Genomic DNA, 25,454 nt, shown 5'->3' with positions numbered 1-25,454 from the left:
GCCCGCGCCCGTGCCGGATGAGGGGGATGGCACGGACGCGGACATCGGGGCGGACCTCAGCAGTCGAGCGTGGTGTCGCGCTCCCACTGGGTCAGATGGCGGGCGTAATCGTTCCACTCGCCGTGCTTGAGCTTGAGATAGGCCGGCACCAGCGGGCCGAGCGCATCCTTCAGCACCGTCGACGCTTCCAACGCGCGCAGCGCATCGAGCAGGTTGAGCGGCAGCTTCTTGGCGTCGGCGACCGTATGGCCCTCGGTATACATGTTGATGTCGAGGCGCGGCCCCGGATCGCGCCCGTTGGCGATGCCGTCGAGGCCCGCCGCCAGCGTCGTCGCCGCCATCATGTACGGGTTCGCGGCACCGTCGGCGAGGCGCAGCTCGAAGCGGTCGCCCTCGGGCACGCGGATCATGTGGGTGCGATTGTTGCCCGTCCACGTCACCGAATTGGGCGCCCAGGTCGCGCCGGAGAGCGTGCGCGGCGCGTTGATCCGCTTGTAGCTGTTCACCGTCGGGTTGGTGATCGCCGCCATCGCGTCGGCCGAATGGATCACGCCGCCGATGAAGCTGAGACCCAGCGGGGAGAGGCCGCCGTCGGTGCCGACGAAGGCGTTCTCCGAACCCTTCCACACCGAAACGTGCATGTGGCAGCCATTGCCGGTCAGGTGGACGAACGGCTTGGGCATGAAGGTCGCGCGCAGGCCGTGCTTCTCGGCGATGCTCTTGACCATGTACTTGAAGAAGGCCTGGCGATCGGCGGTGACGAGCGCGTCGTCATATTCCCAGTTCATCTCGAACTGGCCGTTCGCGTCCTCATGGTCGTTCTGATAGGGCTTCCAGCCGAGCGCGAGCATGCAGTCGCAGATTTCGGTGATCACCTCGTAGCGCCGCATCAGCGCCTGCTGGTCGTAGCAGGGCTTCACCTGCGTGTCGGCGGTATCGGCGATGCCGGAGCCATCGGGCGCAATCAGGAAGAACTCGCACTCCACGCCGGTCTTCATCTGGAGGCCCTGCTCGGCCGCGCGTGCGATCTGGGCCTTGAGCGCGTTGCGAGGAGAGGCCTCGACGGGCGCGTCGTTCATCCACAGATCGGCGGCGAGCCAGCCCACTTCCGGCTTCCATGGCAGTTGGATCAGGCTTTCCGGATCGGGCTTGGCGAACAGGTCCGGATCGGCGGGCGTCATGTCCAGCCAGGTGGCGAAGCCGGCGAAGCCCGCGCCGGCCTTCTGCATGCCGCCGATCGCGGCGGCCGGCACCAGCTTGGCGCGCTGGCTGCCGAACAGATCGGTGTAGGAGATCAGGAAATATTTGATGCCCTTCTTCTGGGCGACGTCCGCGAGATCGATGGTCATGGTCGATGTCCTTGCCCGGTGAGGGGCGGCGGCCCTCTTGAACCTGCCGCGCCTCGTGAAACTCGTCCTGCCTGCGAAGGGGAGTCTGGGTGGTTTGCGAGACTCTTAGAAGGTGCCCTGGCCCGGTATCCAGCCGGTGCCCGCCAGCGGCACCCGCGCCATGGCGGCGGCCTCGATGGTGAGCGCGACAAGATCCTCAGGCTCGAGATTGTGGAGGTGGCTCTTGCCGCAGGCGCGCGCGATGGTCTGCGCCTCCAGCGTCAGCACGGCGAGATAGTTGGCGAGGCGCCGGCCCGCCGCCACCGGATCCAGCCGTGCGGCCAGTTCCGGATCCTGCGTGGTGATGCCGGCCGGATCGCGACCTTCCTGCCAGTCGTCATAGGCGCCGGCGGTGGAGCCGAGCTTCTGATATTCGGCTTCCAGTGCCGGATCGTTGTCGCCGAGCGCGACGAGCGCCGCCGTACCGATCGCCACAGCATCGGCGCCGAGCGCCAGCGCCTTGGCGACGTCCGCGCCGTTGCGGATGCCGCCCGAGACGATCAGCTGCACCTTCCGGTGCATGCCGAGATCCTGCAGCGCCTGCACCGCCGGGCGGATCGCGGAGAGGATCGGGATGCCGACATGTTCGATGAACACGTCCTGCGTCGCCGCCGTGCCGCCCTGCATGCCGTCCAGCACCACCACGTCGGCGCCGGACTTCACCGCCAGCGCGACGTCGTAATAGGGCCGCGTGGCGCCGACCTTGACGTAGATCGGCTTCTCCCAGTCGGTGATCTCGCGCAATTCCTCGATCTTGATCTCGAGGTCGTCGGGGCCGGTCCAGTCGGGGTGGCGGCAGGCGGAGCGCTGGTCGATGCCCTTGGGCAGGTTGCGCATCGCAGCGACACGATCGGAGATCTTCTGGCCGAGCAGCATGCCGCCGCCGCCGGGCTTGGCGCCCTGGCCGATCACTACTTCGATGGCATCCGCCTTGCGCAGATCGTCCGGGTTCATGCCGTAGCGCGAGGGGAGGTACTGGTAGACGAGCGTCTTGGACTGCCCACGCTCCTCCGGCGTCATGCCGCCGTCGCCCGTGGTGGTGGAGGTGCCCGCCGCACCCGCACCACGCCCCAGCGCTTCCTTCGCCTGCGCCGAGAGCGAGCCGAAGCTCATGCCTGCGATGGTGACGGGAATTTTCAGGTGGATCGGCTTCTTGGCGAAGCGGGTGCCGAGCCACACGTCGGTCGCGCACTTCTCGCGATAGCCTTCCAGCGGATAACGCGAGATCGAGGCGCCGAGGAACAGCAGGTCGTCGAAATGCGGCAGCGCGCGCTTGGTGCCGGCGCCGCGAATGTCGTAGATGCCGGTCGCCGCCGCGCGGCGGATTTCGGACAGGGTATGGGGATCGAAGGTCGCCGACTGGCGCGGCAGGGTCTGCGGGATGTTCGCCAAATCCATGGAATAGTCCTCAGTAGGCCGCGGCGTTGTCGACGTGGAAATTGTAGAGCGTGCGGGCCGAGCCGTAGCGCTTGAACTCGTCCGGCTGGACGTCAGGCAGGCCGGCCTCGTCGAGCAGGCGGCGGAGGTCCGCCTTGTGCTCGTCGCGCAGATCCTTCTCGATGCAGTCCGCGCCGAGGCTTTTCACTTTGCCACGCACGAACAGCTTTGCCTCGTAGATCGAGTCGCCCAGCGCATCGCCGGCATCGCCCAGCACGACCAGATTGCCCGACTGGCCCATGAAGGCGCTCATCGGCCCGATCGAGCCCTTCACGACGATGTCGATGCCCTTCATCGAGATGCCGCAGCGGGCGGACGCATCGCCGTCGATCACCAGCAGACCGCCATGCGCGGTGGCACCGGCCGACTGGCTGGCATCGCCCTTCACATGCACCTTGCCGGACATCATGTTCTCAGCGACGCCGACGCCGGCATTGCCCTCGACCACGATGGTCGCCTGCTTGTTCATGCCCGCGCAGTAATAGCCCGCATGGCCGGCGATCTCGACGGTGACGGGGCTGTCGAGGCCGACCGCCAGCGCATGCTGCCCCTGCGGGTTCTCGACGCGCCACAGCGTCTCGTTGGTGTTGGCGGCCAGCGCGTGAAGCTGCTGGTTCAGCTCCCGCTTGGTGGAGGTGGCGAGGTCGACGACGTTATAATCAGACGGGGCCATCAGTTGCGCTCCCAGGCGTAGACGCGGGCGGGTTCCGGCTCGAACACGCGGGCATTCTCGATGCCCGGCAGGCCGACCAGCGCGCGATATTCCGAGCCGAAGGCGACATATTGGTCGGTCTCGGCCATGACGGCGGGCTTGCAGGAAATCGGATCGCGCACGACGGCAAAGCCGCTCTCGGTGCCGACGACGAAGGTGAAGAAGCCGTCGAGATCGTCGAGGCTCGCTTCCAGCGCCTGCGCCAAGGTGGCGCCCTCGCGCAGTTTCCAGCTGAGGTAGCCGGCGGCCACTTCGCTGTCGTTGTCGGTGGCGAAGTGGATGCCCTGCGGCTCCAGCATCCGGCGCAGCGAGCGGTGGTTGGAAAGCGAGCCGTTGTGGACGAGGCACTGGTCGGCGCCCGTCGAGAAGGGGTGGGCGCCATCGGTGGTGACGGCGCTCTCGGTCGCCATGCGGGTGTGGCCGATGCCGTGCGTGCCGCTCATGCCGGCCAGACCGAAGCGGGTGGCAACGTCCGCCGGCAGGCCGACCTCCTTGTAGAGCTCGATGCGCTGGCCGGTGCCGATCACCACCAGATCGGGGCGTTCGGTGGCGAGCCAGCCGCGCACCCGCTCTTCGAGATCGATTGGCACGGAGAGAATGGCGTGGGTGTCGCGCACCGTCACCGTCACCGCCTTGCCGAACTGGTTGACGATGCGGTCCAGCCCCGCGCCGCGCACGGTGAGCTTCACATGATCGGCGTTGCCGCCGCCATAGACGGCGAAACCGGCGCTATCCGGCCCGCGATCGGTCATCACTTCGAGCATGCCGGCGAGCAGCGATCCCAGCTGCGGCTCCAGCGCTTTGTCCTTCAGAAACAGTCCGACGATTCCGCACATTTCGGGGGGAAACCTTCCGTGATCGGGTTTCCACCGTCTTATGAGGAGGGTCTCGAATCGTCAATCCATGGGAACAAATTTTTCTTATGAAGAAATATCAGGCTTCGGTGCGCGGATAGACGATCACCGACAGATAGCTGGTCTCCTGATCGCTCAGTTTCTCCGGGCCATGCTGCGCGGCGCTGTCGAACAGCAAAGCGTCGCCCGGCGTCAGATGATAGACCTCCGAGCCATGGCGGTAATGGACATCGCCCTTCAGCATGTAGAGGAACTCTACACCCGAATGGCGGAAGCTGGTGTGCGGCGCGGCGTTCTCGCGCAGCGTGATCAGATAAGGCTCCACGGCCACGTCGCCGCGCAGCACATGGCCGAGCAGCTGGTAGACATGGCCGACTTTGGTGCCGCGACGCTCGATGCTCAGGCCCTTGCCAGCGGGCACGTAGGAGCAATCCTGCCGCTCCTCGAACGAAGCGAAGAGCGAGGAGAGCGGGATCTGGAGCACGCCCGAAATCGCCTGTAGCGTAGAGAGCGAGGGCGAGATGCCGCCATTCTCGATCTTGGACAGCATGCCGTTGGAGATACCCGCCGCACTGGCGAGATCCGCCACCGAGAGATCGTGCTGACGGCGGATCGTGCGGATCTGGTTGCCGAGCGCCTTTTCGAGGCTGCGCTCGGGCACGGCCGGCGCGGCCGATCCGGTCGCCAGTTCGTCTTCGGTTTCTGCGGTCTGGGTGCGGGGGGGAATGGCTGAGACCCTCGATTGCCGGAATACAGGCAGAGCCTAAGCGGGGACGGGCTGAAAGTCACCCGCCACCGCGCGCCTGCGCTCGGCCGCCCGCACGGTATTTTCGAGCAGGCAGGCGATCGTCATCGGGCCGACGCCGCCGGGCACGGGGGTGATCGCGCCGGCAAGATCCATCTCGTCGAAGGCGACGTCGCCGACGATGCGGCTCCCGTCGCCATCGGGGATGCGGTTGATGCCGACGTCGATCACGATCGCGCCCGGCCTGATCCAGTCGCCGCGCACCAGCCCCGGCGCGCCGGCTGCGACGACCAGGATGTCCGCTGTCCGCACGATGTCGGGCAGGTTGCGGGTGGCGATGTGGGTGACGGTGACGGTGCACTCGCGTTCGAGCAGCAGCATGGCGACCGGCTTGCCGACGATGTTGGACTTGCCGATCACCACCGCCTTCAGCCCGCGATAGTCGTCGATCACGGTATCGAGCAGCATCATGCAGCCGAGCGGGGTGCAGGGGATCAGTCCGCCCGTGCCGGACGAGAGGCGCCCGACGTTCACCGGATGGAAGCCGTCCACATCCTTGGCCGGATCGATCGCATCCAGCACGCGATCGGAATCGATGTGACGGGGCAGCGGCAACTGCACGAGGATGCCGTCCACCCGATCGTCCGCGTTGAGCACGCGGACCAAATCCAGCAATTCCTCCTGCGCGGCGGTGGCGGGCAGGCGATGCTCGAACGAGGCGAGACCGGCGGCCTTCGTCTGGCGGATCTTGGAGCGGACGTAGATCTGGCTCGCCGGATCCTCGCCGACCAGCACCACGGCGAGGCCGGGGACGATGCCTTGCGTCGCCAGCCGCGCTGCCTCGTCGGCGACGCGCTGGCGGACGCCCGCTGCAATCTTGGCCCCGTCGATCAGCACCGCCATCGGATCAGTCCCTGAACACCACGGTCTTGTGACCGTTGGCGAGCGCACGGCCATCGAGGTGGAAGGCCACAGCACGCGCCAGCACGCGGCGCTCGATGTCGCGGCCCTTGCGGACGAGGTCTTCCGGGCTGTCGTGATGGCTGATCCGCTCGACGTCCTGCTCGATGATCGGGCCTTCGTCGAGATCGGCGGTGACGTAGTGCGCTGTCGCACCGATCAGCTTCACGCCGCGCGCATGGGCCTGGTGATAGGGCTTGGCGCCCTTGAAGCCCGGCAGGAAGCTGTGGTGGATGTTGATGCAGCGGCCGGAGAGAAAGGCGGCGAGGTCGTCCGACAGGATCTGCATGTAGCGGGCGAGCACGACCAGCTCGGCTCCGGTCTCGTCGACCAGCGCCTTGATCTGCGCCTCCTGTTGCGGCTTCGTGTCCTTGTTTATCGGCAGGTGGTGGAACGGTATCGTGCCGAAATCGGTGCTCGCATAGGTTTCGCGCGGATGGTTGGAGACGATGCCGACCACCTCCATGCTCAACTCTCCGATGCGGTTGCGATAGAGCAGGTCGACCAGGCAGTGATCGAACTTGGAGGCGAGGATCAGCACCTTGCGCTGTTCGTCGCGCGGCCGGAAGGACCAATCGAGCGCCAGATCGGCCGCGAGCGCGCCGAACCCCTCACGGAAGGCTTCCGACGCACCCGGAGACGGTAGTGTCGCTACAATCCGCATGAAGAAGCGACCGGTCTCCACATCGTCGAACTGATGGGCTTCCTTGATGTCGGCGCCGTGGTGGAACAGCGCGGCGGTGACGCGCGTGACGATGCCGGGCCGGTTCGGGCAGGAAAGGGTGAGCAGATAGGCGGCGGTCATCATGTCCTCTTGGGCAAGCGTTGAAGATCAGAGCGCCGCGACGCCGAGATCGAGCCAGTGGCGGAAGCTGCCCGCATAGCTGCGGAAGGTCGCCACGTCATAGGTGGGCTGGTCGTCGACCTGCCAGAACAGGGCGCCGATATGCGCGATCACCGTGGTCGCGGCCGATCCGGGGCCGAATACGGATGGATCGACATCGATCGCGGCGCCGCGCCGCATCAGCGTGCGGGCGTCGGGGCCGGAGAGGCGCACGACGCTATAGCCGCTCGACTGATCCGATACCGAGGCGATGCCGGCAAGCTGCTCCGCCAGCGTCTCGGCGAAATCGGGCGTGGCGTCGTCGTCGATCACCAGCCACGTACCGTGTCCGGTGCCGATCACGGTGCGGGTGCCGCTGAAGACCGCGCGCGGGCTGGTGGGCATGTCGCTGCCCAGCGCCGCGCCGATCGCGGCCGTGTCTACGCCCTTGCGCGCCATGATGCTGGCGATACCGAGCCCGTCGCGCGTGTTGATGGTGAGGCCGTCAGCCACGGACGCGCACTCCTTCGGGATCGACGAAGACGGGGTTGCAGATCTCCGCCTCGACATCGGCGCCGCGCACCGGATCGTGGACGGCGATGCGCTCGCCATGGCGGTTCGGCCCGTCGACCAAGAGGCCGAGCGCGATGGCGTGGCCCAGCGTAGGGGACCAGCAGGCCGAGGTGACATATCCCTCGTCGTGCGCGGCGGTGCGCGGTGCCCCGACGCCAAGCAGGTGCGCGCCGGCCCGAATCTTGTGCGCGGGATCGACCGGCCTGAGGCCGACCAGCGCCGGCCGCATCGGATCGGCGATGCCAGGCCGTGCCGCCATGATCCGGCCGATATAATCCTTCTTCTTCGACATCATCCGCCCCATGCCGAGATCGGCGGCGGTCGTCATGCCGTTCAGCTCGTTGCCGGCGGGGTGGCCCTTCTCGATCCGCATCACGCCCAGCGCCTCGGTGCCATAGGGCACGGCATCGAAGGCGCGGCCCACCTCGAACAGATGGCGGATGAGCGCGTCGCCGTGATTGGCCGGAACGCTTACCTCATAGGCCATCTCGCCGGAGAAGGAGAGGCGGTAGATCCGCGCCGGCACGCCGTTCCAGCGGAGCTTCGCGGCCGCCATGAAGGGGAAGACCTCGTTGGATAGGTCGATCTCCGGCAGCGCCTGCTGGAGCAGCGCTCGGGAACGAGGCCCTGCCACCGCGTAGGTCGCCCATTGCTCGGTGACGGAGGTCGCCTGCACGTCCAGCTCCGGCCACAGCACGTGGCGGGCATAGTCGATATGCTGCATCACCCGCGCGGCGTTCACCGTCGTCGTCGTGACGAAGAAGCTGTCCTCGGCGAAGCGGGTGGTGGTGCCGTCGTCCATCACCATGCCGTCCTCGCGCAGCATCACGCCGTAGCGGGCCTTGCCGACCGGCAGTGTGGAGAACATGTTGATGTAGAGCCGGTCGAGCAGGGTGGCGGCGTCCGGCCCGTGGACGTCGATCTTGCCCAGCGTCGAGACATCGCAGATGCCGACGCCGTTCCGCGTCATCGTGACTTCGCGGTTGACCGTCTCCAGCCAGTCCTTCTCGCCGGGGCGCGTGAACCACTGCGCACGCTTCCATTGGCCGGCATCGACGAAGGTGGCGCCCTGCGACGCCGCCCAGTCGTGCCCGGCGGTTCGACGTTCGGGGCGGAAATGCTCCTCGCGATGATGGCCGGCGAGCACGCCGATCGCGACCGGCTGGTAGGGCGCGCGGGACAGGATCGTGCCGGCCTCGGCGATCGACTTGCCGGTGGCGGCGGCGAGCAGGGCATGGCCGTTCATCTGGCTGGTCTTGCCCTGATCGGTCGCCATGCCGAGCGTGGTGTAGCGCTTGAAATGCTCGATCGAGGTGAAGCCCTCGCGCGCCGAGAGCTGAACGTCCTTGTCGGTGACGTCGTGCTGGAAATCGACGAACGCCTTGCCGCGACCCGGCACGTGCCAGAGCGGGCGGACACCGGCCGGCTCGTCGCTGGCGGTGAATCGCGGGGCGGTGGCGGATTTGCCGAGCGCTTCGGCGGCGGCGACCGCCTGCGTGGCGCCGTCCGTAAGCGCTTCGAACAGCGCGAAATGGCCCGCTGCAGCGCCGGCCGGCGCGAAGCCGGGAGGCGTCTGATCGAGCAGGAAGCTCTGCGCCGCCTCGGACCAGACCGGGCGCGCACCCATGTTGCTGCCGAGGCCGATGGCGGGGTTCCAGCCGCCACCCATGGCGAGCAGGTCGCAGGCGATGACCCGCATGCGTCCATCGGAGATGCGGATCCCCACCTTGCGGACCGGCGCGCCGATCGCGTCGCGGACCGCCGCGCCGAGCAGGATGTCGGTGCCCGCCTTGCGCAGCGTCTCGGCTAGGGCCGGCGCCGTCTCGCGCGGATCGACCACGGCGGCGACCTCCACGCCCGCGTCGATCAGGTCGATCGCGGTCTGCCAGCCGCTGTCGCTGGCGGCGAACACCACCGCGCGCTGCCCCGGCAATGCGGCGAAGCGGTTGACGTAGGTGGAGACGGCGGATGCGGTCATCACACCGGGGCGATCGTTGCCGCCGAACACCAAAGGCCGCTCGATCGCGCCGGTGGCGAGGATGGCGCGCTTCGCCACGATCTTCCACAGCCGCTGGCGGGGCTGGCCCGTGGGCGTGACCGCGAGATGATCCGATACGCGCTCGACGGCGGCATATTCCCGCCCGTCATAGACGCCGAAGACGGCGGTGCGGCTCAGCACGCGAATATTGGGGAGCGTCGCCAGCTCGGCGGCGGCATCCTCCGCCCACACTGCGCCCGGCACGCCGTCGATCTCGTGGCGCTCGGCGAGCAGGCGGCCGCCGGGGCGGACGTCCTCGTCGGCGAGGATCACGCGCAGGCCGGCCCGACCGGCGGTGAGTGCGGCGGCGATGCCGGCGGGGCCGCCGCCGATCACCAGCAGGTCGCAGAAGCCATGCTCGCGATCATAGCTGTCCGGGTCGGGCAGCATGGAAAGCTCGCCGAGGCCGGCGGCGCGGCGGATCAGCGGCTCGTACAGCTTCTCCCAGAAGGCGGCGGGCCACATGAAGGTCTTGTAGTAGAAGCCCGCGACGAAGATCGGCGCGAACAGCTGGTTCACCGCCATCATGTCGAAGCGCAGGTTCGGCCAGCGATTCTGGCTGGTCGCCTCCAGCCCGTCGAACAGGGGGGTAACGGTGGCGCGCGTGTTCGGCTCGGCCTGGGCGCCGGTGCGCAGCGTGACGAGCGCGTTGGGTTCCTCGCTCCCCGCCGTGAGGATGCCGCGCGGCCGGTGATATTTGAACGAGCGGCCGACCAGCTTCACGTCGTTGGCGACCAGCGCCGAGGCGAGCGTGTCGCCCTCGAAGCCGGCGTAGCGCTTGCCGTCGAAGGCGAAGGCCAGCGGCTTCGATCGATCGATCAGGCCGCCTGTTGCGCGGCGGCTCATCGCGCGGCCTCCGCCGCCAGCACCGCGCCGTGGATGGCGTGCGTGCGGGTGTCGCGCGTCACCACGATCCAGCTGCGGCAGCCCTGCGCATGATACCAATGCTCGGCGATCGGCCCGGCCGGATTGTCGCGCAGATAGACGTAGTCGAAGAAGCCGTCCTCGCCGTCCGGGCGCTGGAGGCTGGCGTCGCCGCGATACACGAACTCCTGGGAGTCCCGGTCGCCGCAATAGGGGCAGGGGATGCGCATCTGTGCTGCCTCAGTGCAGGTTGGGTTGGGCGCCGACGCCCTTTTCGTCGATCAGGTGGCCGGTGCGGAACCGGTCCAGCCGGTAGGCGGTCGCAGTCTCGTGCGGGCCGTCTGTGGCGAGCAGGTGGGCGAAGCACCAGCCCGAGGCCGGCGTCGCCTTGAAGCCACCATAGCACCAGCCGGCATTGAGATAGAGGCCGGGAACGGGCGTGGTGTCGATGATCGGGGAACCGTCCATCGACATGTCCATGATGCCGCCCCAGCTACGCAGCAGGCGCGCGCGGCCGATCATCGGCATGATCGCCATGCCGCCCTCGCACACATCCTCGACCACCGGCATGTTCCCGCGCTGGGCGTAGCTGTTGTAGCCGTCTATATCGCCGCCGAAGACCAGCCCGCCCTTGTCCGACTGGCTGATGTAGAAATGGCCCGCGCCGAAGGTGACGACGCCGGGGATGACCGGCTTCAGCCCCTCGCTGACGAAGGCCTGCAACACATGGCTCTCGATCGGCAGGCGTAACCCCGCCATCGCCGCGACGCGCGAACTGTTGCCGGCCACCGCGACGCCGACCTTGCCGGTGCGGATGGTGCCCCGCGTCGTCTCGACCCCGGTGACGGCGCCGGAGGCATCGCGGACGAAGCCGGTCAGCTCGCAATTCTGGATGATGTCGACGCCGAGCGCGGAGGCGGCGTGGGCATAGCCCCAGTTCACCGCATCGTGCCGCGCGGTGCCGCCGCGACCCTGGTAGAGTCCGCCCTGGATCGGGAAGCGGGCATGATCGAAGGCTAGGAAAGGGGCCAGCTTGCGCACCCCGTCCTGATCGAGCAGTTCTGCGTCGACGCCATGGAGCCGCATCGCGTTGCCACGGCGCGCATAGGCATCGCGCTGGCCATCCGAATGATAGAGGTTGAGCACGCCGCGCTGGCTGACCATCGCGTTGTAGTTCAGCTCCTGCTCCAGCCCCTCCCACAGCTTCATCGACCATTCGTAGAAGGGCTCGTTGCCCGGCAGTCCGTAATTGGAGCGGATGATCGTGGTGTTGCGCCCGGCATTGCCGCCGCCGATCCACCCCTTCTCGATCACCGCGACGCGGCGGATGCCATGCACCTTCGCGAGATAATAAGCCGTCGCCAGCCCATGCCCGCCGCCACCGACGATGACGATGTCATAGCCCTCGGCCGGCGCCGCATCGCGCCAGGTTGGTGCCCATCCGCGATGACCGCCAAATGCTTTCGCGGCGAGAGAGAGGAGAGAATAACGCATGGTCGAGTCGGGCATCCGTGGTGACTGATAGGAAAACTAGCTTCTTCAAAATTGATCGGCTCGTCTCTATGCGACGTTTTCATGCCCACGCACGACAATCACCTCATTTCGGTGACGACCCGTATCGGCCTGCTGCTGATCGACGGCTTCGCACTGATGTCCTATGCGTCCTTCATCGAGCCGTTTCGTGCTGCGAACAGCCTGGCGGGAAGAGCACTCTACGAGTGGGTGCATATCGCGCCGGGTGGCGAAGGCGCCCTGGCGTCGAACGGCGCCCGGCTGGTTGCGGATGCCGGTATCGGTGAGGCGATCGACTGCGACATGCTGTTCGTCTTCGCGGCCGGTGATCCCGCCGCCTTTCGGGACGACGCCTGCTTCGCCTGGCTGCGCACGATGGCGCGGCGCGGAGTCCCGATCGGGGGTGTGTCCGGCGGCCCCTTCCTGCTCGCGAGGGCCGGGCTGCTGGCCAACCGGCGGGCCACCATCCACTGGGAGCATGTCGTCGCGCTCCAGAGCGAGTTTCCGGATCTGATGCTGGAGCAGGGTCTCTACGTGATCGATCGCGACCGGATGACCTGCGCCGGGGGTACGGCGGGGCTGGATCTCGCGATGTGGCTGATCGCCCGCGATCAGGGTTCGGTATTGGCGGCGCGTGTCGGGGAATGGTTCATCGGGGCAGGCCCGCGCGATCCCGACCGGGCGCAGCGCACCGATCTCGCGGCGCGCCACGGCAGCACCAATCCCCGCCTGCTGCTGATGCTCGAGGCGATGGAACAGGCGATCGAGGAACCGATCGAGCGCGAACATCTCGCCCGGCGCGCGGGCGTGTCGCTCCGGCAACTGGAGCGCCTGAGTAGCGCCCATCTCGGCGCCAGCGTTGCGGAAACCTATCTTTCCATCCGGCTCGATCGGGCGATGGAATTGCTGCGATCGACCGGCATGTCCGTCACCGAGGTCGCCATGGCATCGGGCTTCCGTAGCCCCGCGCATTTCTCACGCCGGTTCCGGAGACGGTTCGGGACGTCGCCGCGACGCCAGACGAAATAGCGATCGCTAGGCGGAGCCGTGGCGATCGATCGAGCGATCGACGAGGATGCCGGAAACCCGCCCCTGATCCTCGATCAACGTCAGCGTCCAGCGCACGTCATCGGCAGCGCCGTCGAGCAGGGAATATTGATGGATCAGACAGGTTTCGGCATTCGGCCGGTGGCGGGCCGGTCTGCACCGCGCGCCGTCCGCCGCCAAGGCCGCGCGGGCCGTTTCGACCGGCGTTCCGACCGGGAGTGCCGTGACGACACTCCGCTGTGCCAGTTCGATGCCCTTATCCTGCTGATGATAGGCTTCGAGCTGCTGCCAGTCGGGAAGCGGAGGCAACGCCAGTGCGGGCGTGGCAAGAGCGGCGGCAAGGGTTGCGCCGATAACCGGAAAACGCTTCGTCATATCCTCATCCCTTGCTGGTCGGGGGCGATGCCGGATTGTGTGCGGTCCAGCCGCCGCCGATCGCCTGGATCAGCCCGACGCTGGCCTGCAGCCGCTGGGTATCGAGCGCGATCGCCTGGCGCCGGACACGCAGCGCGGTGGTTTGGGCAGTCACGACGTCGAGATAGTTCACCGCCCCTTTCACGTAGCGGTTGAGCGTCAGCCGCTCGGCTTGCGCTGCCTGATCGACGGCGCGATCCTCTGCCGCACTCTCGGCTCCGAGATGGTGCAGCTCGGAAAGGCCGTCCTCGACATCCTGAAAGGCCTTGAGCACCCGGCCGCGATAGTCGGCCGTGGCCTGCGTCCAACTGGCGCGCGCGACTGCGACCTGCGCGCGGCGGCGTCCGCCGTCGAACAGGTTGAGCACCGCGCTCGGCCCGACCGACCAGAAGATGTTGGGCGCGGTGAACAGGCTCGGCAGGCCGGTATTCTGAAAGCCGCCCTGTCCGCTCAGCGAGATGGAGGGGAAGAAGGCCGCCTTCGCCACGCCGATCTCCCGGTTGGCGGCATACATGCGGCGCTCGGCTGCCGCCACGTCGGGTCTGCGCTGGAGCAGCGTGGAGGGGAGGCCGACCGGCACATCGGGAATGGCGAGGTCGACCGGTTCGGGCGCGATCGTGAAAGTGGAAGCCGGCGTGCCGACGAGGCTCGCGATGGCGTGCTCGGTCAGCGCGCGGGCGTTGCGTACGTCTTCCAGCTGGGCCTGCGCCTCGGCCAGTTCGGCGCCGGATTGGCCGGTGGCGATGCCGTTGGCGATGCCGCCCTGGAAGCGGCGCCGCGTCATGGCGTCGGCCTTGGAGAAGGCGTCGACCGTCTTCTGGAGAAGATCGATCTGCCGGTCGTAGCCGCGCAGCGCGAAATAGCTTGTCGCGAGCCTGGCCTGCAGGCTGAGGCGAAGTTCGGCGAGATCGTCGCCGCTCGCCTGCGCCTCGGCCTTGCCGGCGGCGACCGAGTTGCGGACCCGGCCCCACAGATCGAGCTCGTAGCCGATGTCCCCGCCCACCGTATCGGCCGGGTAGAGATCGGGCTGGTTGGAACCGCGCAGCGGGCGGTTGTCTGACTGGCGGTTGTCGGTGATGTCGGTGCTGAGCCCGATATGCGGGAACAGGCCGGAGCGCGCCTCCGCCAGATAGGCCCGCGCCTCGTCATAGCGGCCGAGCGCGCCGGCGAGCGTCGGATTGTCGGTGCCGATCTTTGCGGCGAGGCTGTTCAGCGTCGGATCGTCGTAGAGCGTCCACCAGTCGCCCGCTGCCGACAGGTCGGCCGGCGCGGCCGGTTGCCACGGCCCGGCTTCCTTGTATGCGACAGGCGCGATCGTCGCGGGCGGATGATAGGCCGGCGCGAAGGAACAGCCGGCCAGTGCCGACAGCCCCGCCAGCGCCAGCAGCCGGCGCGCCTCAGCCATGATCGTTGCCGACCCGGACGAGTTCACCCTGCGCGATCGAGTCGGGCGGATTGTCGACGATCTTTGCGTTGCGACCGAGACCGGTGACCACCTCCACGGTGCCGCCGAGATCGCGACCGAGCGTCACCGGCTGCATGTGGATATGGTCGTCTGCGTCGACCATCGCGACCTGCGTGCCGGCTGCGCGGAAGACGAGGCTGCTCGACGGGATCGTCACCGTGCCGGCCTGGCCCGGCACGGAAAACTTCACCTGCGCATAGCCGCCGGGCTTGAGCACCTCGCCGGGGTTGTCGGCAACGAGTTGGACCTCCAGCGTACCGGTCTGCGGGTTGATCGATCCCGACGTGCCGATCACTTTCGCGTCGAAGGTGCGGCCGGGCTGATCCGGCACGCTCAATGTCGCATCGAGGCCGGGCGTCATCGCCGCCGCATAAGTCTGCGGTACGCTGACGTAGAGACGGATGCGGCGCACGTCGGCGACGGAGAACATCGGCTGCTGCGTGCTGGCGCCGGGGCCGACGAGATCGCCGATATCGACGTTGCGGGCCGTTACCACGCCCGCGAAGGGCGCGCGCACCGTGGCGTAGGACTTGAGCGCCATCAGCCGGCCTAGATCGGCCTCGGCCTCTTGCACCGACGCATTCTTGGCGGCGAGATCGCCATTCTTCTCGTCGGCTTCCTGTTCGGATACCGAGTGATCGGTGAGCAGGTCGTTCCACCGCGCCGCCGTCGATTTGGCGAGAGAGGCGTCGGCCTTCGCCTTGGCCAGAGCAGCACGCGCCTGGACGATCTGCTGGTCCAGTTCAGGAGTGTCGATCCGGCCGAGCGATGTACCGCCCTTTACCTCTGCGCCGATGTCCTCGGACCAGCCCTGCACATAGCCTCCCACCCGCGCGTAGAGCTTGGCGGCGTTCCATGCGGCCATCGTTCCGGGCAGGGTTAGCCCGTCCGTTGCAGCGGAATCCTTCACGTCGACAAGGTGTACGGTAGGCACCGATCGCGCATTGGACCAGTTTTGCGCCTCATGCGTGTCGCTGGCGCGGCTCATCGTGCCCGCGACGACCACGCCGACGGCCACGACCGCCGCGACGACGCCGGCTACTTTCAGTCCTTTCGGAGCGGCCGGGGTCTCGGCCATGGTGTCACTCTGCATAAACGAGATTTCCCTGGGGCAGATCGGGAGAGGGGTCGGCCTTGCGGCCGTGGTTGCGGTGCGCGATCGAGAAAACGACGGGCACGAAGACGAGCGTGGCGATGGTCGCGCAGATCAGCCCGCCGATGACGGCGCGGCCGAGCGGGGCGTTCTGCTCGCCGCCTTCGCCCAGGCCCAGCGCCATCGGTGCCATGCCGATGATCATCGCGAGCGCGGTCATCAGCACCGGGCGGAAGCGGGTGGCCCCGGCTTCGGCGGCCGCCTTCACGCTGTCGCCGAGTTCCGCGAGGCGATCGCGGGCGAAGCTCGTCACCAGCACCGAGTTGGCGGTGGCGACGCCCATGCACATGATCGCGCCGGTGAGCGCCGGCACCGAAAGCGGCGTGTGCGTTGCGAACAGCATCCACACGATCCCGGCGAGAGCCGCCGGCAGCGCCGAGACGATCACGGCGGGATCGACCCAGCTCTGGAAGTTCACGACGATCAGCAGGTAGATCAGCACGATCGCGCCGAGCAGCCCGAGGATCAGCCCGGTGAAGGCGGTGTTCATCGTCTCGACCTGGCCGCGCAGCTTGACGGTCGCGCCCTTGGGCAGATCGCTCTTGGTGGCGTCGAGGATCTTCTGGATGTCCCCCGAGACGGCGCCGAGATCGCGCCCCTGGGTGGTCGCATAGACGTCGTAGGCGGGCTGCACCGCATAGTGCGAGATCACTGCCGGCGAAGGCTCGCGGTGCATCGTGCCGAGCGCGCCGAGCACCTGGAAATCGCCGGGCTTCGATCCCGTCACCGGAATGTTCGACATGTCGGCCATCGTGTCGGTGCGGTATTGCGGGGTCTGGACGACGATCGGGTAGGAGACGCCGTTCTTCGGGTTCAGCCAGAAAGCGGGCGCCACCTGGAAGCTGCCGGCGAGGTTGACCGCGAGGCTCTTGGTCACGTCATTTTCGGTGATGCCGAGGCGGTTCGCCTGCGTGCGATCGACGTCGAAGCCGAGCTCCGGATAGTCGTCCGCCTGCTGGAGCCGGACGTCGGCGATGCCGGCGACATGGCCCATCTTCTCGACCAGTTCGTGCGCATAGCCCTCGTTGGCCTTCACGTTCGGACCGGTGACCATCACGTCGATCGGGGCGGGCGCGCCAAAGTTCAGGATCTGGCTGATGATGTCGGCGGGCAGGAAGGAAAAGGTCGATCCGGGGAAGGCATCGGGCAGCGCCTTGCGCAGCGCCTTCACGTAGCCGGCGGTCGGATGGTGATCCTTGCTGAGCGTGATCAAGATGTCGCCGTCCTGCGGGCCGACGCCACCGGTGTTGGAGTAAGCGCGGTTGATGCCGGAGACGGGCAGGCCGATATTGTCGACGATCGAGACCAGTTCGCCCGGCGGGATCGTGCCGCGGATGTGATCCTCGATATGATCGAACAGCGCCGCTGTCTCCTCCAGGCGCGTGCCGACCGGGGCGCGGACGTGAAGATTGATCTGCCCGGCATCGACGGTCGGGAAGAAGTTGCGGCCGAGCAGCGGGATCAACGCGAAGGAGATCAGCACCACGCCGAGGAAGGCCGGCACGAACAGCTTGCGACGGGCCAGCGCGAATTCGAGGATCGCGACGTAGTAGGTCCGCACCTTCTCGAACTGATGCTCGAAACCCTGCTGGAAGCGGCGCAGCGGATTTCGGCTCTTGGGCCGGCCGGCCATCGCGTCGTGGCTCGACATGATCTCGGCGGTATGCTCGGTGCCGTGGTCGCGCAGCAGGTAATTGCCCATCGTCGGCACCAGGGTGCGCGACAGGACGAAGCTCGCGATCATCGCGAACACCACCGCCTTGGCCATTGGCGCGAACAGGTAGCCGGCGATGCCGGGCAGGAAGAACATCGGCACGAAGGCGATGCAGATGCACAGCAGCGAGACGAATGCGGGGCCGACGATCTGCCGCGCGCCGTCGAGGATCGAATCGCGGACGTTCTTGCCCTGCTCCAGATGCCAGTTGATGTTCTCGATAGTGACGGTCGCGTCATCGACGAGAATGCCGACCGCGAGCGCGAGGCCACCCAGCGTCATGATGTTGAGCGTCTCGCCGGTCACCGACAGCATCGCCACGGCGGCGAGGATGGCGAGCGGGATCGACGCGGCGATGATCACCGTCGATCGCCACGATCCGAGGAACAGCAGGATCATCAGGCTGGTGAGGGTCGCGGCAATCACGCCCTCGCGCACCACGCCCGACACCGCCGCCTTCACGAACAGCGACTGATCGGACAGCGGCTGGACATGGAGGCCCGCCGGCAGCGTTTCCTTGAGCTTGGGCAGCAGCGCCTTCACCTGATCGACGATCGCGATGGTGGAGGCGGAACCCGCCTTCAGCACCGTCATCAGCACTGCGCGGCGGCCGTCGACGCGCACCTCGTTGCGCTGGGGCGGCGATCCGTCGCGGACGTGGGCGACGTCGCGCATATAGACGGTGGTGCCGTCCACCGTCTTGATCGGCAGGTTGTTGAGCTGGTCCACCACCTCAGGCGAGTTGTTGAGGCGGACGTTATATTCATACTGGCCGATCTTGGTGGTGCCGGCCGGCACGATCTGGTTCTGCGCCGCCAGCGCCGCGCCGACATCGACCGCCGACAGTTTGCGCGCCTGCAGGAGATCGGGATCGAGATCGATCTGGATCTGCCGCTCCTTGCCGCCATAGGGCGAGGGGATCGCGGCGCCCTGCACCGAGGCGAGCGAGGGACGGATGAAATTCTGCCCGAGATCGAAGATCTTCTGCTCGGACAGATCGCCGGAGGACAGCGCGAGCTGCAGGATCGGCACTGTCGAGGCGTTGTAGTTCAGGATCAGCGGCGGGGTGATGCCCGGCGGCATCTGCTTCAGCACCGTCTGACTGGCGGATGTCACCTGCGCGGTGGCGGTGCGGATATCCACGCTCGGCCGGAAGAATATCTTCACGATGCCAATGCCGTTCAGCGACTGGCTCTCGATATGATCGATGTCGTTGACAGTCGTGGAGAGCTGGCGCTCGTAATAATAGACGACGCGGCCGGACATGTCCTGCGGCGGCAGGCCGCGATAGGTCCACACCGCCGCAATCACCGGGATCTTGATGTCCGGAAAGATGTCGGTCGGCGTCTCTTCCCAGGCGATCGAGCCCGACAGCAGGATCAGGATCGCGAGAACGACGAAGGTGTAGGGCTTGCTGAGCGCAAGTTTGACGAGCTGAAGCATGGCCATCCCGATGGCGGACACAGTATCGGCGGCGCGGATGCGAGAGGGTTACGCTGCGGCGCACCACCGACCATGGCCTCATCGGCCGGGGGGCCGGATCAGGCTAGTGAAATGAATTTCACGGCTGAATCAGCGGCCTGGATTGATCCGGCACGAGGATGCGCACGATGAGGCCGGGGGCCGCGTCATCCAGCGCCAAGGTGAATTGGTGAAGATGAAGGATGGCGGCCACGACACTGAGTCCAAGCCCCGATCCGGGTATTTCGTTGGCTGCGCTTCCCCGGTCGAAACGACGAAGCACCGACTGTCGCTGATCGGTCGGAATGCCGGTGCCGTTGTCGCGAACCTCGATGGCCACCGATCCCTTTTCGGACGTGACGGAGAGCGCGACATGGCCGTTTTGCGGCGCGAACTTGATGGCATTGTCGATCAGGTTGCTCAGCGCCTCGAACAACAGGCTCCGATCGCCGTGGACGGCGAGGCCGGGGAGGCGCTGCAGTCCGATCGATATGCCGCGTTCCTCGGCCAGCGGCCGGTAGAGATCGACCAGCGATTTCAGCAGCGGATCGAGCGCGATGTCCGCAAAGCCGGCGCGGCGGCTGCCGGCCTCGATCTCGGAGATGCGCAGCAGCGCGGTGAAGCGTTCGAGCACGGTGTCGAGATCGGCGATCGCGAGATCGAGCCGCTCGGCGGTGGCAGAGGCGATGTCATCACTGCGGCGCGCGCGATCGAGGTGGCTGCGCATCCGGGTGAGCGGGGTACGCAGATCGTGCGCGATGGCATCGGTCACCGATTTCACCTGTCCGATGACGCGGCCGACCTCGTCGATCATTGAGTTGACCGTACCGGCCAGCAGATCGAGCTCGTCGCCGCGACCGAGGACCGGCATGCGTCGGTCCAGATGACCGGCCGCGATCTCCTGCGCCGTGCGCTGCAGCGTGGCGACTCGGCGCAAGGGTGCTACGCTGAGCAGGATCGCGGCGGTCACGATCGACAGGGCAATCACGCCGGCGCTGGCGATCAGCACCAGCGTCACCCGCCATCGCAGATCGACGATTGGTGTAATATCGCGCCCCACCAGCAGGATCTCCCCGGTCGGCAGGCGCACGGCGAGTTCGCGGATCGGGCCGTGATGACCCGGACGGGCCGGGATCTCCTTGGGATGGTCGATGCGGAAGCCCGAGGCACCGCTCAGCGTCCCCGCGATGCGTCGCCGGTCGGCATCCAGCAGGCCGAAATAGTTGAACCCGCTGCCGCCGCTGCGCGCGATCGCCAACCGGACCGCGCCCGGCATCGATGCGACCGGATTCGTCATCAGCTGTGCGGCCTGAGCGCGCAGGATGCTGTCGCTGCGGGCGCTGAGCTCGCGGGCCGAGAGCAGGTAGATCAGTGCCGTCAGCATCACCACGCCGACCAGTGCGACCAGCCCGAGAAGCAGCGTCAGCCGGAAGGTGCTGGTGTTGCGAATATCCCGCAGCTGCAGCCGCTCGTACGGTGTTCTGGATCGCGGCGAGGGGCGCATCAGGCCCGTATAGTCAAACCGCGTCGAGGCGGTAGCCTTCACCTTTCACGGTGACGATGGCAGACGGCTTGCCGGGCCGATCCAGCTTCTTGCGCAAGCGCGCGATGTGGACATTGATCAGGTTGGCGCCGGGATCGAAGTAATAGCCCCAGACCTTCTCGAAGATGATCTTGCGGCTGACGATGTCGCCCGCGTTGCGCGCCAGGAATTCGAGCAGGCGCAATTCCATGTGCAGCAGGCGGACCGGTTCGCCATCCACCTTCACCTTGCGGCGGATCAGGTCGATCTCGATCTCGCCGACCCGCAGGACCGCCTCCTCGGCAGGCTGCTGGGCCTGGCGGCGAAGCAGCACCTCGACGCGCATCGCCATCTCGTTGGAGGCAAAGGGCTTGGTCAGATAATCGTCGCCGCCGGCACGCAGACCGGCGATGCGCTCGTCCACGTCGGACAGCGCGCTGATCATCAGCACGGGCACATGGATGCGTCGCTCACGAAGCCGTTCGACCAGCGTAAGCCCGTCGATGCCCGGCAGCATACGATCGAGCGTGATAAGGTCGAACGGCTCACGCGTGGCCTTTTCGAGCCCCAGATCGCCATTGTCGGCATGGAGCGTCTCGTGACCGTGGGCGCCCAATTCCGTGACGATCTCCTGCGCGGTGGCAGTATCGTCCTCGATCACCAATATGCGGGCCATGAATCTAGAATAGAGACTGGTGCGGGAGCTGCAAGAACGAGCCGAGCCGAAGCCCGTCCCGGATCACAGGTCGCGAACCCAGGTCCGGTTCACCTGCACGCCGCTCACCGAGTCGTTGGCGAGGCTGAGATCGACGTTCCAGTGAACGGCGTCGACATAGGGGTCGCGCGTCTTCACATCGAAATAGCTGCAGCGCTCGGCGGCGGCACCCTGTGCACGGCAATGCGCGCCGGCCCTGATCAGCACGGCTTCCGCAGTGGCGCGCGACGTGCCGGCGGGGATTGCCTGCGCGATGGCGGCCTGCGCCGGGGCAAGGCGATCGGCCGAGGTGTGTTCGACGATGTCGGCGGACTGGTTGGAGGGCAGCAGCGGATCGCGCGGCTGCTGATATTCCAGCGTCGCGAAGCTCAGGCCGGGCTGGGCGGCCGTGGCCACGCCGGCGCACGCGATCACGGTTCCCGCCGAGGCGAGAGCAAGCAGAACCTTCTTCATGACAAGAAAACTCCGTGAAAAGGTTTCGTCGCCGGCAGTCGAGCGGACTGCCGGCGACGAGTTCTCGCCGACGAGCGGGTCGGCGACCCATGATATGGGGCCAGCTCGCAAGCAGAGGGCGGGGCTTAAACCGCTTCTGCTTTCTGGCCGGCGTCGTCGAGATGGGCCTGTTGGCCTGACGGGGCTAGTGAAATGAATTTCACCGCCCCCGCCTCCTCAGGCGTGGTGCAGCGTATCTCGACGACAAGCCCCGGCCGGCGATCCCGAAACGCCAGCTCGAACCCGTGCAGGTGCAGGATGGCGACGACGAGGCTGAGCCCCAGGCCGGTTCCCGGCACGTCGGCGGCGTTGCTGCCGCGGTGGAAGCGACGGATCACTGCCTGACGCTCGTCGGCCGCGATACCGGGGCCGCTGTCTCGCACCTCCATCATTGGCCCACGCACCGTTTCGAGCAGGGCCAGCTCGACCGTTCCGCCCGCAGGCGTGAACTTCAGCGCGTTGTCGACGAGGTTGCTGAGCGCCTCGAACAGCAACTTCTCGTCGCCTGCGATGATCACGGGGCCGGTCGACTCGATCGACAAGGCGATGTCCTGATCTTCGGCGAGTGGCTCGTACAGCTCGTGCGTGCGGGCAAGCAGGAGGTGAAGATCGACCGGCGCGAAGCCGGCACGGCGGCGGCTCGCCTCGAGTTCGGAGATGCGCAGGAGCGCCGCGAAACGATCGAGCACGATGTCGAGATCGGCGGTCGCCGCCCCGACCATGCGGGCGGCTGGGGACTGCATGTCGGGCGACTGGCTCAACCGATAAAGCTGGCTGCGCACACGCGTGAGCGGGGTGCGCAGATCGTGTGCGATGGCGTCGGTTACGCCCTTCACCTGCGCGATGGCGCGCTCGATCTCGTCGATCATCTGGTTGACAGTGCCGGCGAACAGATCGAGCTCGTCGTGGCGCCCGGCAAGTGGCATGCGCGCCTCCATGTCTCCGGCCGAGATCGTTTCGATCGCGCGTTGCAGATCGCGCACTCGGCGCAGCGGCGCGATGCTCAGCAAGATGCCGCAGACCAGCACCGCGATCGCCGTCAGCAGTCCGCTGGCGATCAGGATCATGAGCACGTGGTTACGAAGATCGACCACCGGTGAGATGTCGCGGCCGATCAGCAGCGTCTCCTCAGAGGGTGTCTCGACCGCCAGGAGCCGTACGGGTTTTGCGACGGCGCCCTCTTCGCGCTCCACCGGCGTATCGAGCGGGGGCATCGACGCGACGCGGAGATTGCCCGCAACGTGGTCGCCGTCGGTCGAACGTAGCTCGAAATAGCTGAGGCCGCCGGCACTGCGTTCGATTTCGCTGCGGATGCGGCTGGGGAGGGCGGCGGCCGGAGCTTTCTCGAGCATCGCGGCCTCCTGGCGGAGAATGTGATCGCTGCGTCGGGTCAGTTCGCGCGCCGACAGGCCGTAGATCAGCCCGAGCAGGATGGTGACGCCCACCAGAAAGACCACACCGAACAGCAGGGTGAGCCGAAAGGTGCTGGTGTTGCGGATGTCGCGGATGCGCAGCCTGTCAGCCAGCATCGGATTCGGCGTGAATCATCGTGGACTCGGAGGGCTGGCGCCATGGCGCAATGAATCGCGCGCGAACCGCCCTCACGCGTTTGTGGAAATCGGTATGATTATTTAGAGTGATTACAAAGTGAAATTAATTTCACTTGGGAGATTTGGCCAAATGTCGATGTTTCGCTCTCAATCTACTCATCAGTGACTGTGGGTGTAACATAAGTGTCACCGCATCTTCCTAGCGGCGCTTGGCGGGTTCCAACCTTCCAAGGGGCAAGACACCATGAACATCCGTACTGCGCTGCTCGCAACCGCGGCGGCTAATCTCGTTATCGCGGGCGCGGCCGATGCCGCCGTCCACAAGAAGGCGCATCACGCCGCGCCGTCCGCCAACGCCGAGTTGCTGGCGCAGGTGAAGGCGCTGAAGGCCGAAGTTGAGAATCTGCGGGGCGAGGTCGAGACGCAGAAATCTGCGCAGACCGCGACCGCCGCGCGCGTCGACACCACGGAAAGCGCCCTCCAGACCACCCAGACGCAGGTTCAGGCCGTGCAGCAGCAGGTCGCCGCGACGCCGCCGGTCACCAAGGATCAGGTGAACTCCCAGATCGCCTCCGCGATCGACAAGGAGCATCACAACGACAAGTTCTATTTCAAGGGTATCACGATCACGCCCGGCGGCTTCCTCGAACTGTCCGGCATCTATCGCGACCGCTTCCAGGGCGACGACATCGCGTCGAGCTTCAACGTGCCGTTCCCCGGCCAGAGCCACGCCTCGCACGCGTCGGAAGGCCGCTTCTCGGCCCGCCAGAGCCGCGTGTCCTTCCTGGCGCAGGGCAAGCCGAACCCGCACACCAACCTCGCCATGTACGGCGAGTTCGATTTCCAGGGTGGCGCCCAGACATCGAACTCGAACCAGTCGAACAGCTATGTGCCGCGCATCCGCAACCTCTACGGCACGGTCGACTGGGATGAGGGCAGCTACGGCATCCACGTTCTCGCCGGCCAGAACTGGTCGCTGCTCACCATGCAGGGCAAGGGCATGACCCCGCGCGCCGAAGTCACTCCGCCGCAGATCGACGCGCAGTACGTCCCCGGCTTCGCCTGGGCGCGCCAGCCCGGCATTCGTGTCGTCGGCGACTTCATGGATCACCACCTGTGGGCGGGTCTGTCGGCCGAAAATCCGCAGACGACCTTCGCCGGCACCGGCGTTCCGGCGGGCATCGTTGCCGCGATCAGCGGCCAGGGCACCTCGACCAGCGCCAACCAGGTCAACCCGGCCGGCGCCTTCCAGCAATTCTACAACGGCGCGGGTGCCTCGCTGTCGCTCAGCCACGTGCCGGACTTCATCGGCAAGGTCGCCTATGAGGACCAGATCGCCGGCCACGCCCTGCACATCGAGGCCTTCGCCATCCACCGCACCTTCTCCGAGCATCTGGACGGCACGCCGACCAACCGCGACGCGCAGGCCTGGGGTTATGGCGGCAGCATCAACCTGAACGTCGTGCCGAAATTCCTCGACGTGCAGTTCTCGGGGATCGGCGGTCGCGGCATCGGCCGTTACGGCTCCGCCGGCCTCGGCGACGTGACGTCGGACAAGGAAGGCAATCTCCATCCGCTGAAGGAGTTCATGCTGCTGGCCGGTGCCACGCTGCACGCGACCCCGAAGCTCGACCTCTACGCCTTCGCCGGCGAAGAGCAGGAGCAGCGCCAGCTGTATGACGGCGGCACCGCCGGCCTCGGCGTGGCGACCGCCGACAATTCGGGCTGTTTCGTCGAGACCGCGACCACCGCCACCACCGACGCCTGCGGCGGCAATACCCGCCGCATCCGCCAGCTGACGCTGGGCGCCTGGGACAAGATCTACAACGGCTCGTTCGGCCGTGCGCAGATCGGCCTGCAGTGGAGCTACACGCAGCGCCAGCTGTTCGACGGCTCCGGCAGCAGCGCTGGTCTGCCCGCTTATGCCGGTATGCCGCAGACCCACAACAACATGGCGTTCGTGACCTTCCGTTACTATCCGTTCTGATCGTGCCCGCCGCCCGGATGTCCAAGGC

General features: G+C 66.9%; 21 protein-coding genes. 2 read left to right on the top strand and 19 right to left on the bottom strand.

Annotated features, from left to right (window positions below; translation table 11 throughout):
* Positions 1-56: 56 nt before the first annotated feature.
* The 11 genes from glnT to QGN17_RS10235 form a co-directional block, all read right to left on the bottom strand.
* Positions 57-1,349: a type III glutamate--ammonia ligase gene (glnT, locus tag QGN17_RS10285; protein WP_281044382.1), complete on the bottom strand. Its 1,293-nt coding sequence runs from the start codon at positions 1,347-1,349 to the stop codon at positions 57-59.
* A 105-nt stretch (positions 1,350-1,454) separates the two neighbouring features.
* A complete protein-coding gene (locus QGN17_RS10280) occupies positions 1,455-2,786 on the bottom strand; it encodes an FMN-binding glutamate synthase family protein (RefSeq protein ID WP_022692582.1) in 1,332 nt (443 codons plus the stop codon).
* Between the two features lie 10 nt (positions 2,787-2,796).
* Complete coding sequence (locus QGN17_RS10275; protein ID WP_281044381.1) at positions 2,797-3,498, bottom strand: GltB/FmdC/FwdC-like GXGXG domain-containing protein; 702 nt, start codon at positions 3,496-3,498, stop codon at positions 2,797-2,799.
* Positions 3,498-4,373, bottom strand: a complete 876-nt coding sequence (locus tag QGN17_RS10270) for a class II glutamine amidotransferase (protein ID WP_281044380.1) — start codon at positions 4,371-4,373, stop codon at positions 3,498-3,500. The genes QGN17_RS10275 and QGN17_RS10270 overlap by 1 nt, the downstream gene beginning before the upstream one ends.
* Before the next feature lie 97 nt (positions 4,374-4,470).
* Positions 4,471-5,052, bottom strand: a complete 582-nt coding sequence (locus QGN17_RS10265; RefSeq protein ID WP_281044379.1) for a helix-turn-helix domain-containing protein — start codon at positions 5,050-5,052, stop codon at positions 4,471-4,473.
* A 102-nt stretch (positions 5,053-5,154) separates the two neighbouring features.
* A complete protein-coding gene (gene folD, locus QGN17_RS10260) occupies positions 5,155-6,039 on the bottom strand; it encodes a bifunctional methylenetetrahydrofolate dehydrogenase/methenyltetrahydrofolate cyclohydrolase FolD (protein WP_281044378.1) in 885 nt (294 codons plus the stop codon).
* A gap of 4 nt (positions 6,040-6,043) precedes the next feature.
* Entirely contained in the window at positions 6,044-6,901 is an 858-nt protein-coding gene (purU, locus tag QGN17_RS10255) for a formyltetrahydrofolate deformylase (protein WP_281045195.1), read from the bottom strand.
* Positions 6,902-6,928: 27 nt separating this feature from the next.
* The gene (locus QGN17_RS10250; protein WP_281044377.1) at positions 6,929-7,432 is read right to left on the bottom strand and encodes a sarcosine oxidase subunit gamma; all 504 of its coding nucleotides are present in this window, start codon (positions 7,430-7,432) and stop codon (positions 6,929-6,931) included.
* Positions 7,425-10,376: a sarcosine oxidase subunit alpha family protein gene (locus QGN17_RS10245; RefSeq protein ID WP_281044376.1), complete on the bottom strand. Its 2,952-nt coding sequence runs from the start codon at positions 10,374-10,376 to the stop codon at positions 7,425-7,427. Before QGN17_RS10245 ends, QGN17_RS10250 begins: the two co-directional genes overlap by 8 nt.
* On the bottom strand, positions 10,373-10,624 hold the full coding sequence (locus QGN17_RS10240) for a sarcosine oxidase subunit delta (protein WP_281044375.1): 252 nt from the start codon (positions 10,622-10,624) through the stop codon (positions 10,373-10,375). Before QGN17_RS10240 ends, QGN17_RS10245 begins: the two co-directional genes overlap by 4 nt.
* Before the next feature lie 10 nt (positions 10,625-10,634).
* Positions 10,635-11,888 carry a sarcosine oxidase subunit beta family protein gene (locus QGN17_RS10235; RefSeq protein WP_281044374.1) on the bottom strand — a complete coding sequence of 418 codons (1,254 nt, stop codon included), beginning with the start codon at positions 11,886-11,888 and terminating at the stop codon, positions 10,635-10,637.
* Positions 11,889-11,969: 81 nt separating this feature from the next.
* Here QGN17_RS10235 and QGN17_RS10230 point away from each other — a divergent pair, with 81 nt between their 5' ends.
* Positions 11,970-12,935, top strand: a complete 966-nt coding sequence (locus tag QGN17_RS10230) for a GlxA family transcriptional regulator (RefSeq protein ID WP_281044373.1) — start codon at positions 11,970-11,972, stop codon at positions 12,933-12,935.
* A 6-nt stretch (positions 12,936-12,941) separates the two neighbouring features.
* Here QGN17_RS10230 and QGN17_RS10225 read toward each other — a convergent pair whose 3' ends face one another.
* From QGN17_RS10225 to QGN17_RS10190, 8 genes are all read right to left on the bottom strand, one after another.
* Complete coding sequence (locus tag QGN17_RS10225) at positions 12,942-13,328, bottom strand: hypothetical protein (protein ID WP_281044372.1); 387 nt, start codon at positions 13,326-13,328, stop codon at positions 12,942-12,944.
* 4 nt (positions 13,329-13,332) lie between these two features.
* The gene (locus QGN17_RS10220) at positions 13,333-14,772 is read right to left on the bottom strand and encodes an efflux transporter outer membrane subunit (RefSeq protein ID WP_281044371.1); all 1,440 of its coding nucleotides are present in this window, start codon (positions 14,770-14,772) and stop codon (positions 13,333-13,335) included.
* Positions 14,765-15,925, bottom strand: coding sequence for an efflux RND transporter periplasmic adaptor subunit (locus QGN17_RS10215; protein WP_281044370.1), 1,161 nt, complete (start codon positions 15,923-15,925; stop codon positions 14,765-14,767). The genes QGN17_RS10220 and QGN17_RS10215 overlap by 8 nt, the downstream gene beginning before the upstream one ends.
* Entirely contained in the window at positions 15,915-19,142 is a 3,228-nt protein-coding gene (locus QGN17_RS10210) for an efflux RND transporter permease subunit (protein ID WP_281044369.1), read from the bottom strand. Before QGN17_RS10210 ends, QGN17_RS10215 begins: the two co-directional genes overlap by 11 nt.
* 118 nt (positions 19,143-19,260) lie before the next feature.
* Positions 19,261-20,664 (bottom strand): sensor histidine kinase, encoded by a 1,404-nt coding sequence (locus QGN17_RS10205; protein ID WP_281044368.1) that lies wholly within the window; start codon positions 20,662-20,664, stop codon positions 19,261-19,263.
* A gap of 13 nt (positions 20,665-20,677) precedes the next feature.
* Complete coding sequence (locus QGN17_RS10200; protein ID WP_281044367.1) at positions 20,678-21,358, bottom strand: response regulator transcription factor; 681 nt, start codon at positions 21,356-21,358, stop codon at positions 20,678-20,680.
* Positions 21,359-21,421: 63 nt separating this feature from the next.
* Positions 21,422-21,850 carry a hypothetical protein gene (locus QGN17_RS10195; protein WP_281044366.1) on the bottom strand — a complete coding sequence of 143 codons (429 nt, stop codon included), beginning with the start codon at positions 21,848-21,850 and terminating at the stop codon, positions 21,422-21,424.
* A gap of 125 nt (positions 21,851-21,975) precedes the next feature.
* A complete protein-coding gene (locus tag QGN17_RS10190; RefSeq protein WP_281044365.1) occupies positions 21,976-23,418 on the bottom strand; it encodes a sensor histidine kinase in 1,443 nt (480 codons plus the stop codon).
* 265 nt (positions 23,419-23,683) lie between these two features.
* Here QGN17_RS10190 and QGN17_RS10185 point away from each other — a divergent pair, with 265 nt between their 5' ends.
* On the top strand, positions 23,684-25,426 hold the full coding sequence (locus tag QGN17_RS10185; protein ID WP_281044364.1) for a hypothetical protein: 1,743 nt from the start codon (positions 23,684-23,686) through the stop codon (positions 25,424-25,426).
* The last annotated feature ends 28 nt before the right edge of the window (positions 25,427-25,454 follow it).

Source organism: Sphingomonas oryzagri (genome assembly GCF_029906645.1).
Lineage (GTDB): Bacteria > Pseudomonadota > Alphaproteobacteria > Sphingomonadales > Sphingomonadaceae > Solisphingomonas > Solisphingomonas oryzagri.
This window is presented reverse-complemented; position numbering and strand designations above follow the sequence as displayed.

Coding starts and splice junctions, on each gene's coding strand:
- purU (WP_281045195.1), bottom strand. CDS start 6,901: ATGACCGCCGCCTATCTGCTCACCCTTTCCTGCCCGAACCGGCCCGGC.
- QGN17_RS10210 (WP_281044369.1), bottom strand. CDS start 19,142: ATGCTTCAGCTCGTCAAACTTGCGCTCAGCAAGCCCTACACCTTCGTC.
- glnT (WP_281044382.1), bottom strand. CDS start 1,349: ATGACCATCGATCTCGCGGACGTCGCCCAGAAGAAGGGCATCAAATAT.
- QGN17_RS10225 (WP_281044372.1), bottom strand. CDS start 13,328: ATGACGAAGCGTTTTCCGGTTATCGGCGCAACCCTTGCCGCCGCTCTT.
- QGN17_RS10235 (WP_281044374.1), bottom strand. CDS start 11,888: ATGCGTTATTCTCTCCTCTCTCTCGCCGCGAAAGCATTTGGCGGTCAT.
- QGN17_RS10200 (WP_281044367.1), bottom strand. CDS start 21,358: ATGGCCCGCATATTGGTGATCGAGGACGATACTGCCACCGCGCAGGAG.
- QGN17_RS10190 (WP_281044365.1), bottom strand. CDS start 23,418: ATGCTGGCTGACAGGCTGCGCATCCGCGACATCCGCAACACCAGCACC.
- QGN17_RS10270 (WP_281044380.1), bottom strand. CDS start 4,373: ATGTGCGGAATCGTCGGACTGTTTCTGAAGGACAAAGCGCTGGAGCCG.
- QGN17_RS10275 (WP_281044381.1), bottom strand. CDS start 3,498: ATGGCCCCGTCTGATTATAACGTCGTCGACCTCGCCACCTCCACCAAG.
- QGN17_RS10280 (WP_022692582.1), bottom strand. CDS start 2,786: ATGGATTTGGCGAACATCCCGCAGACCCTGCCGCGCCAGTCGGCGACC.
- QGN17_RS10240 (WP_281044375.1), bottom strand. CDS start 10,624: ATGCGCATCCCCTGCCCCTATTGCGGCGACCGGGACTCCCAGGAGTTC.
- QGN17_RS10205 (WP_281044368.1), bottom strand. CDS start 20,664: ATGCGCCCCTCGCCGCGATCCAGAACACCGTACGAGCGGCTGCAGCTG.
- QGN17_RS10215 (WP_281044370.1), bottom strand. CDS start 15,925: ATGCAGAGTGACACCATGGCCGAGACCCCGGCCGCTCCGAAAGGACTG.
- QGN17_RS10185 (WP_281044364.1), top strand. CDS start 23,684: ATGAACATCCGTACTGCGCTGCTCGCAACCGCGGCGGCTAATCTCGTT.
- QGN17_RS10245 (WP_281044376.1), bottom strand. CDS start 10,376: ATGAGCCGCCGCGCAACAGGCGGCCTGATCGATCGATCGAAGCCGCTG.
- QGN17_RS10230 (WP_281044373.1), top strand. CDS start 11,970: ATGCCCACGCACGACAATCACCTCATTTCGGTGACGACCCGTATCGGC.
- QGN17_RS10220 (WP_281044371.1), bottom strand. CDS start 14,772: ATGGCTGAGGCGCGCCGGCTGCTGGCGCTGGCGGGGCTGTCGGCACTG.
- folD (WP_281044378.1), bottom strand. CDS start 6,039: ATGGCGGTGCTGATCGACGGGGCCAAGATTGCAGCGGGCGTCCGCCAG.
- QGN17_RS10195 (WP_281044366.1), bottom strand. CDS start 21,850: ATGAAGAAGGTTCTGCTTGCTCTCGCCTCGGCGGGAACCGTGATCGCG.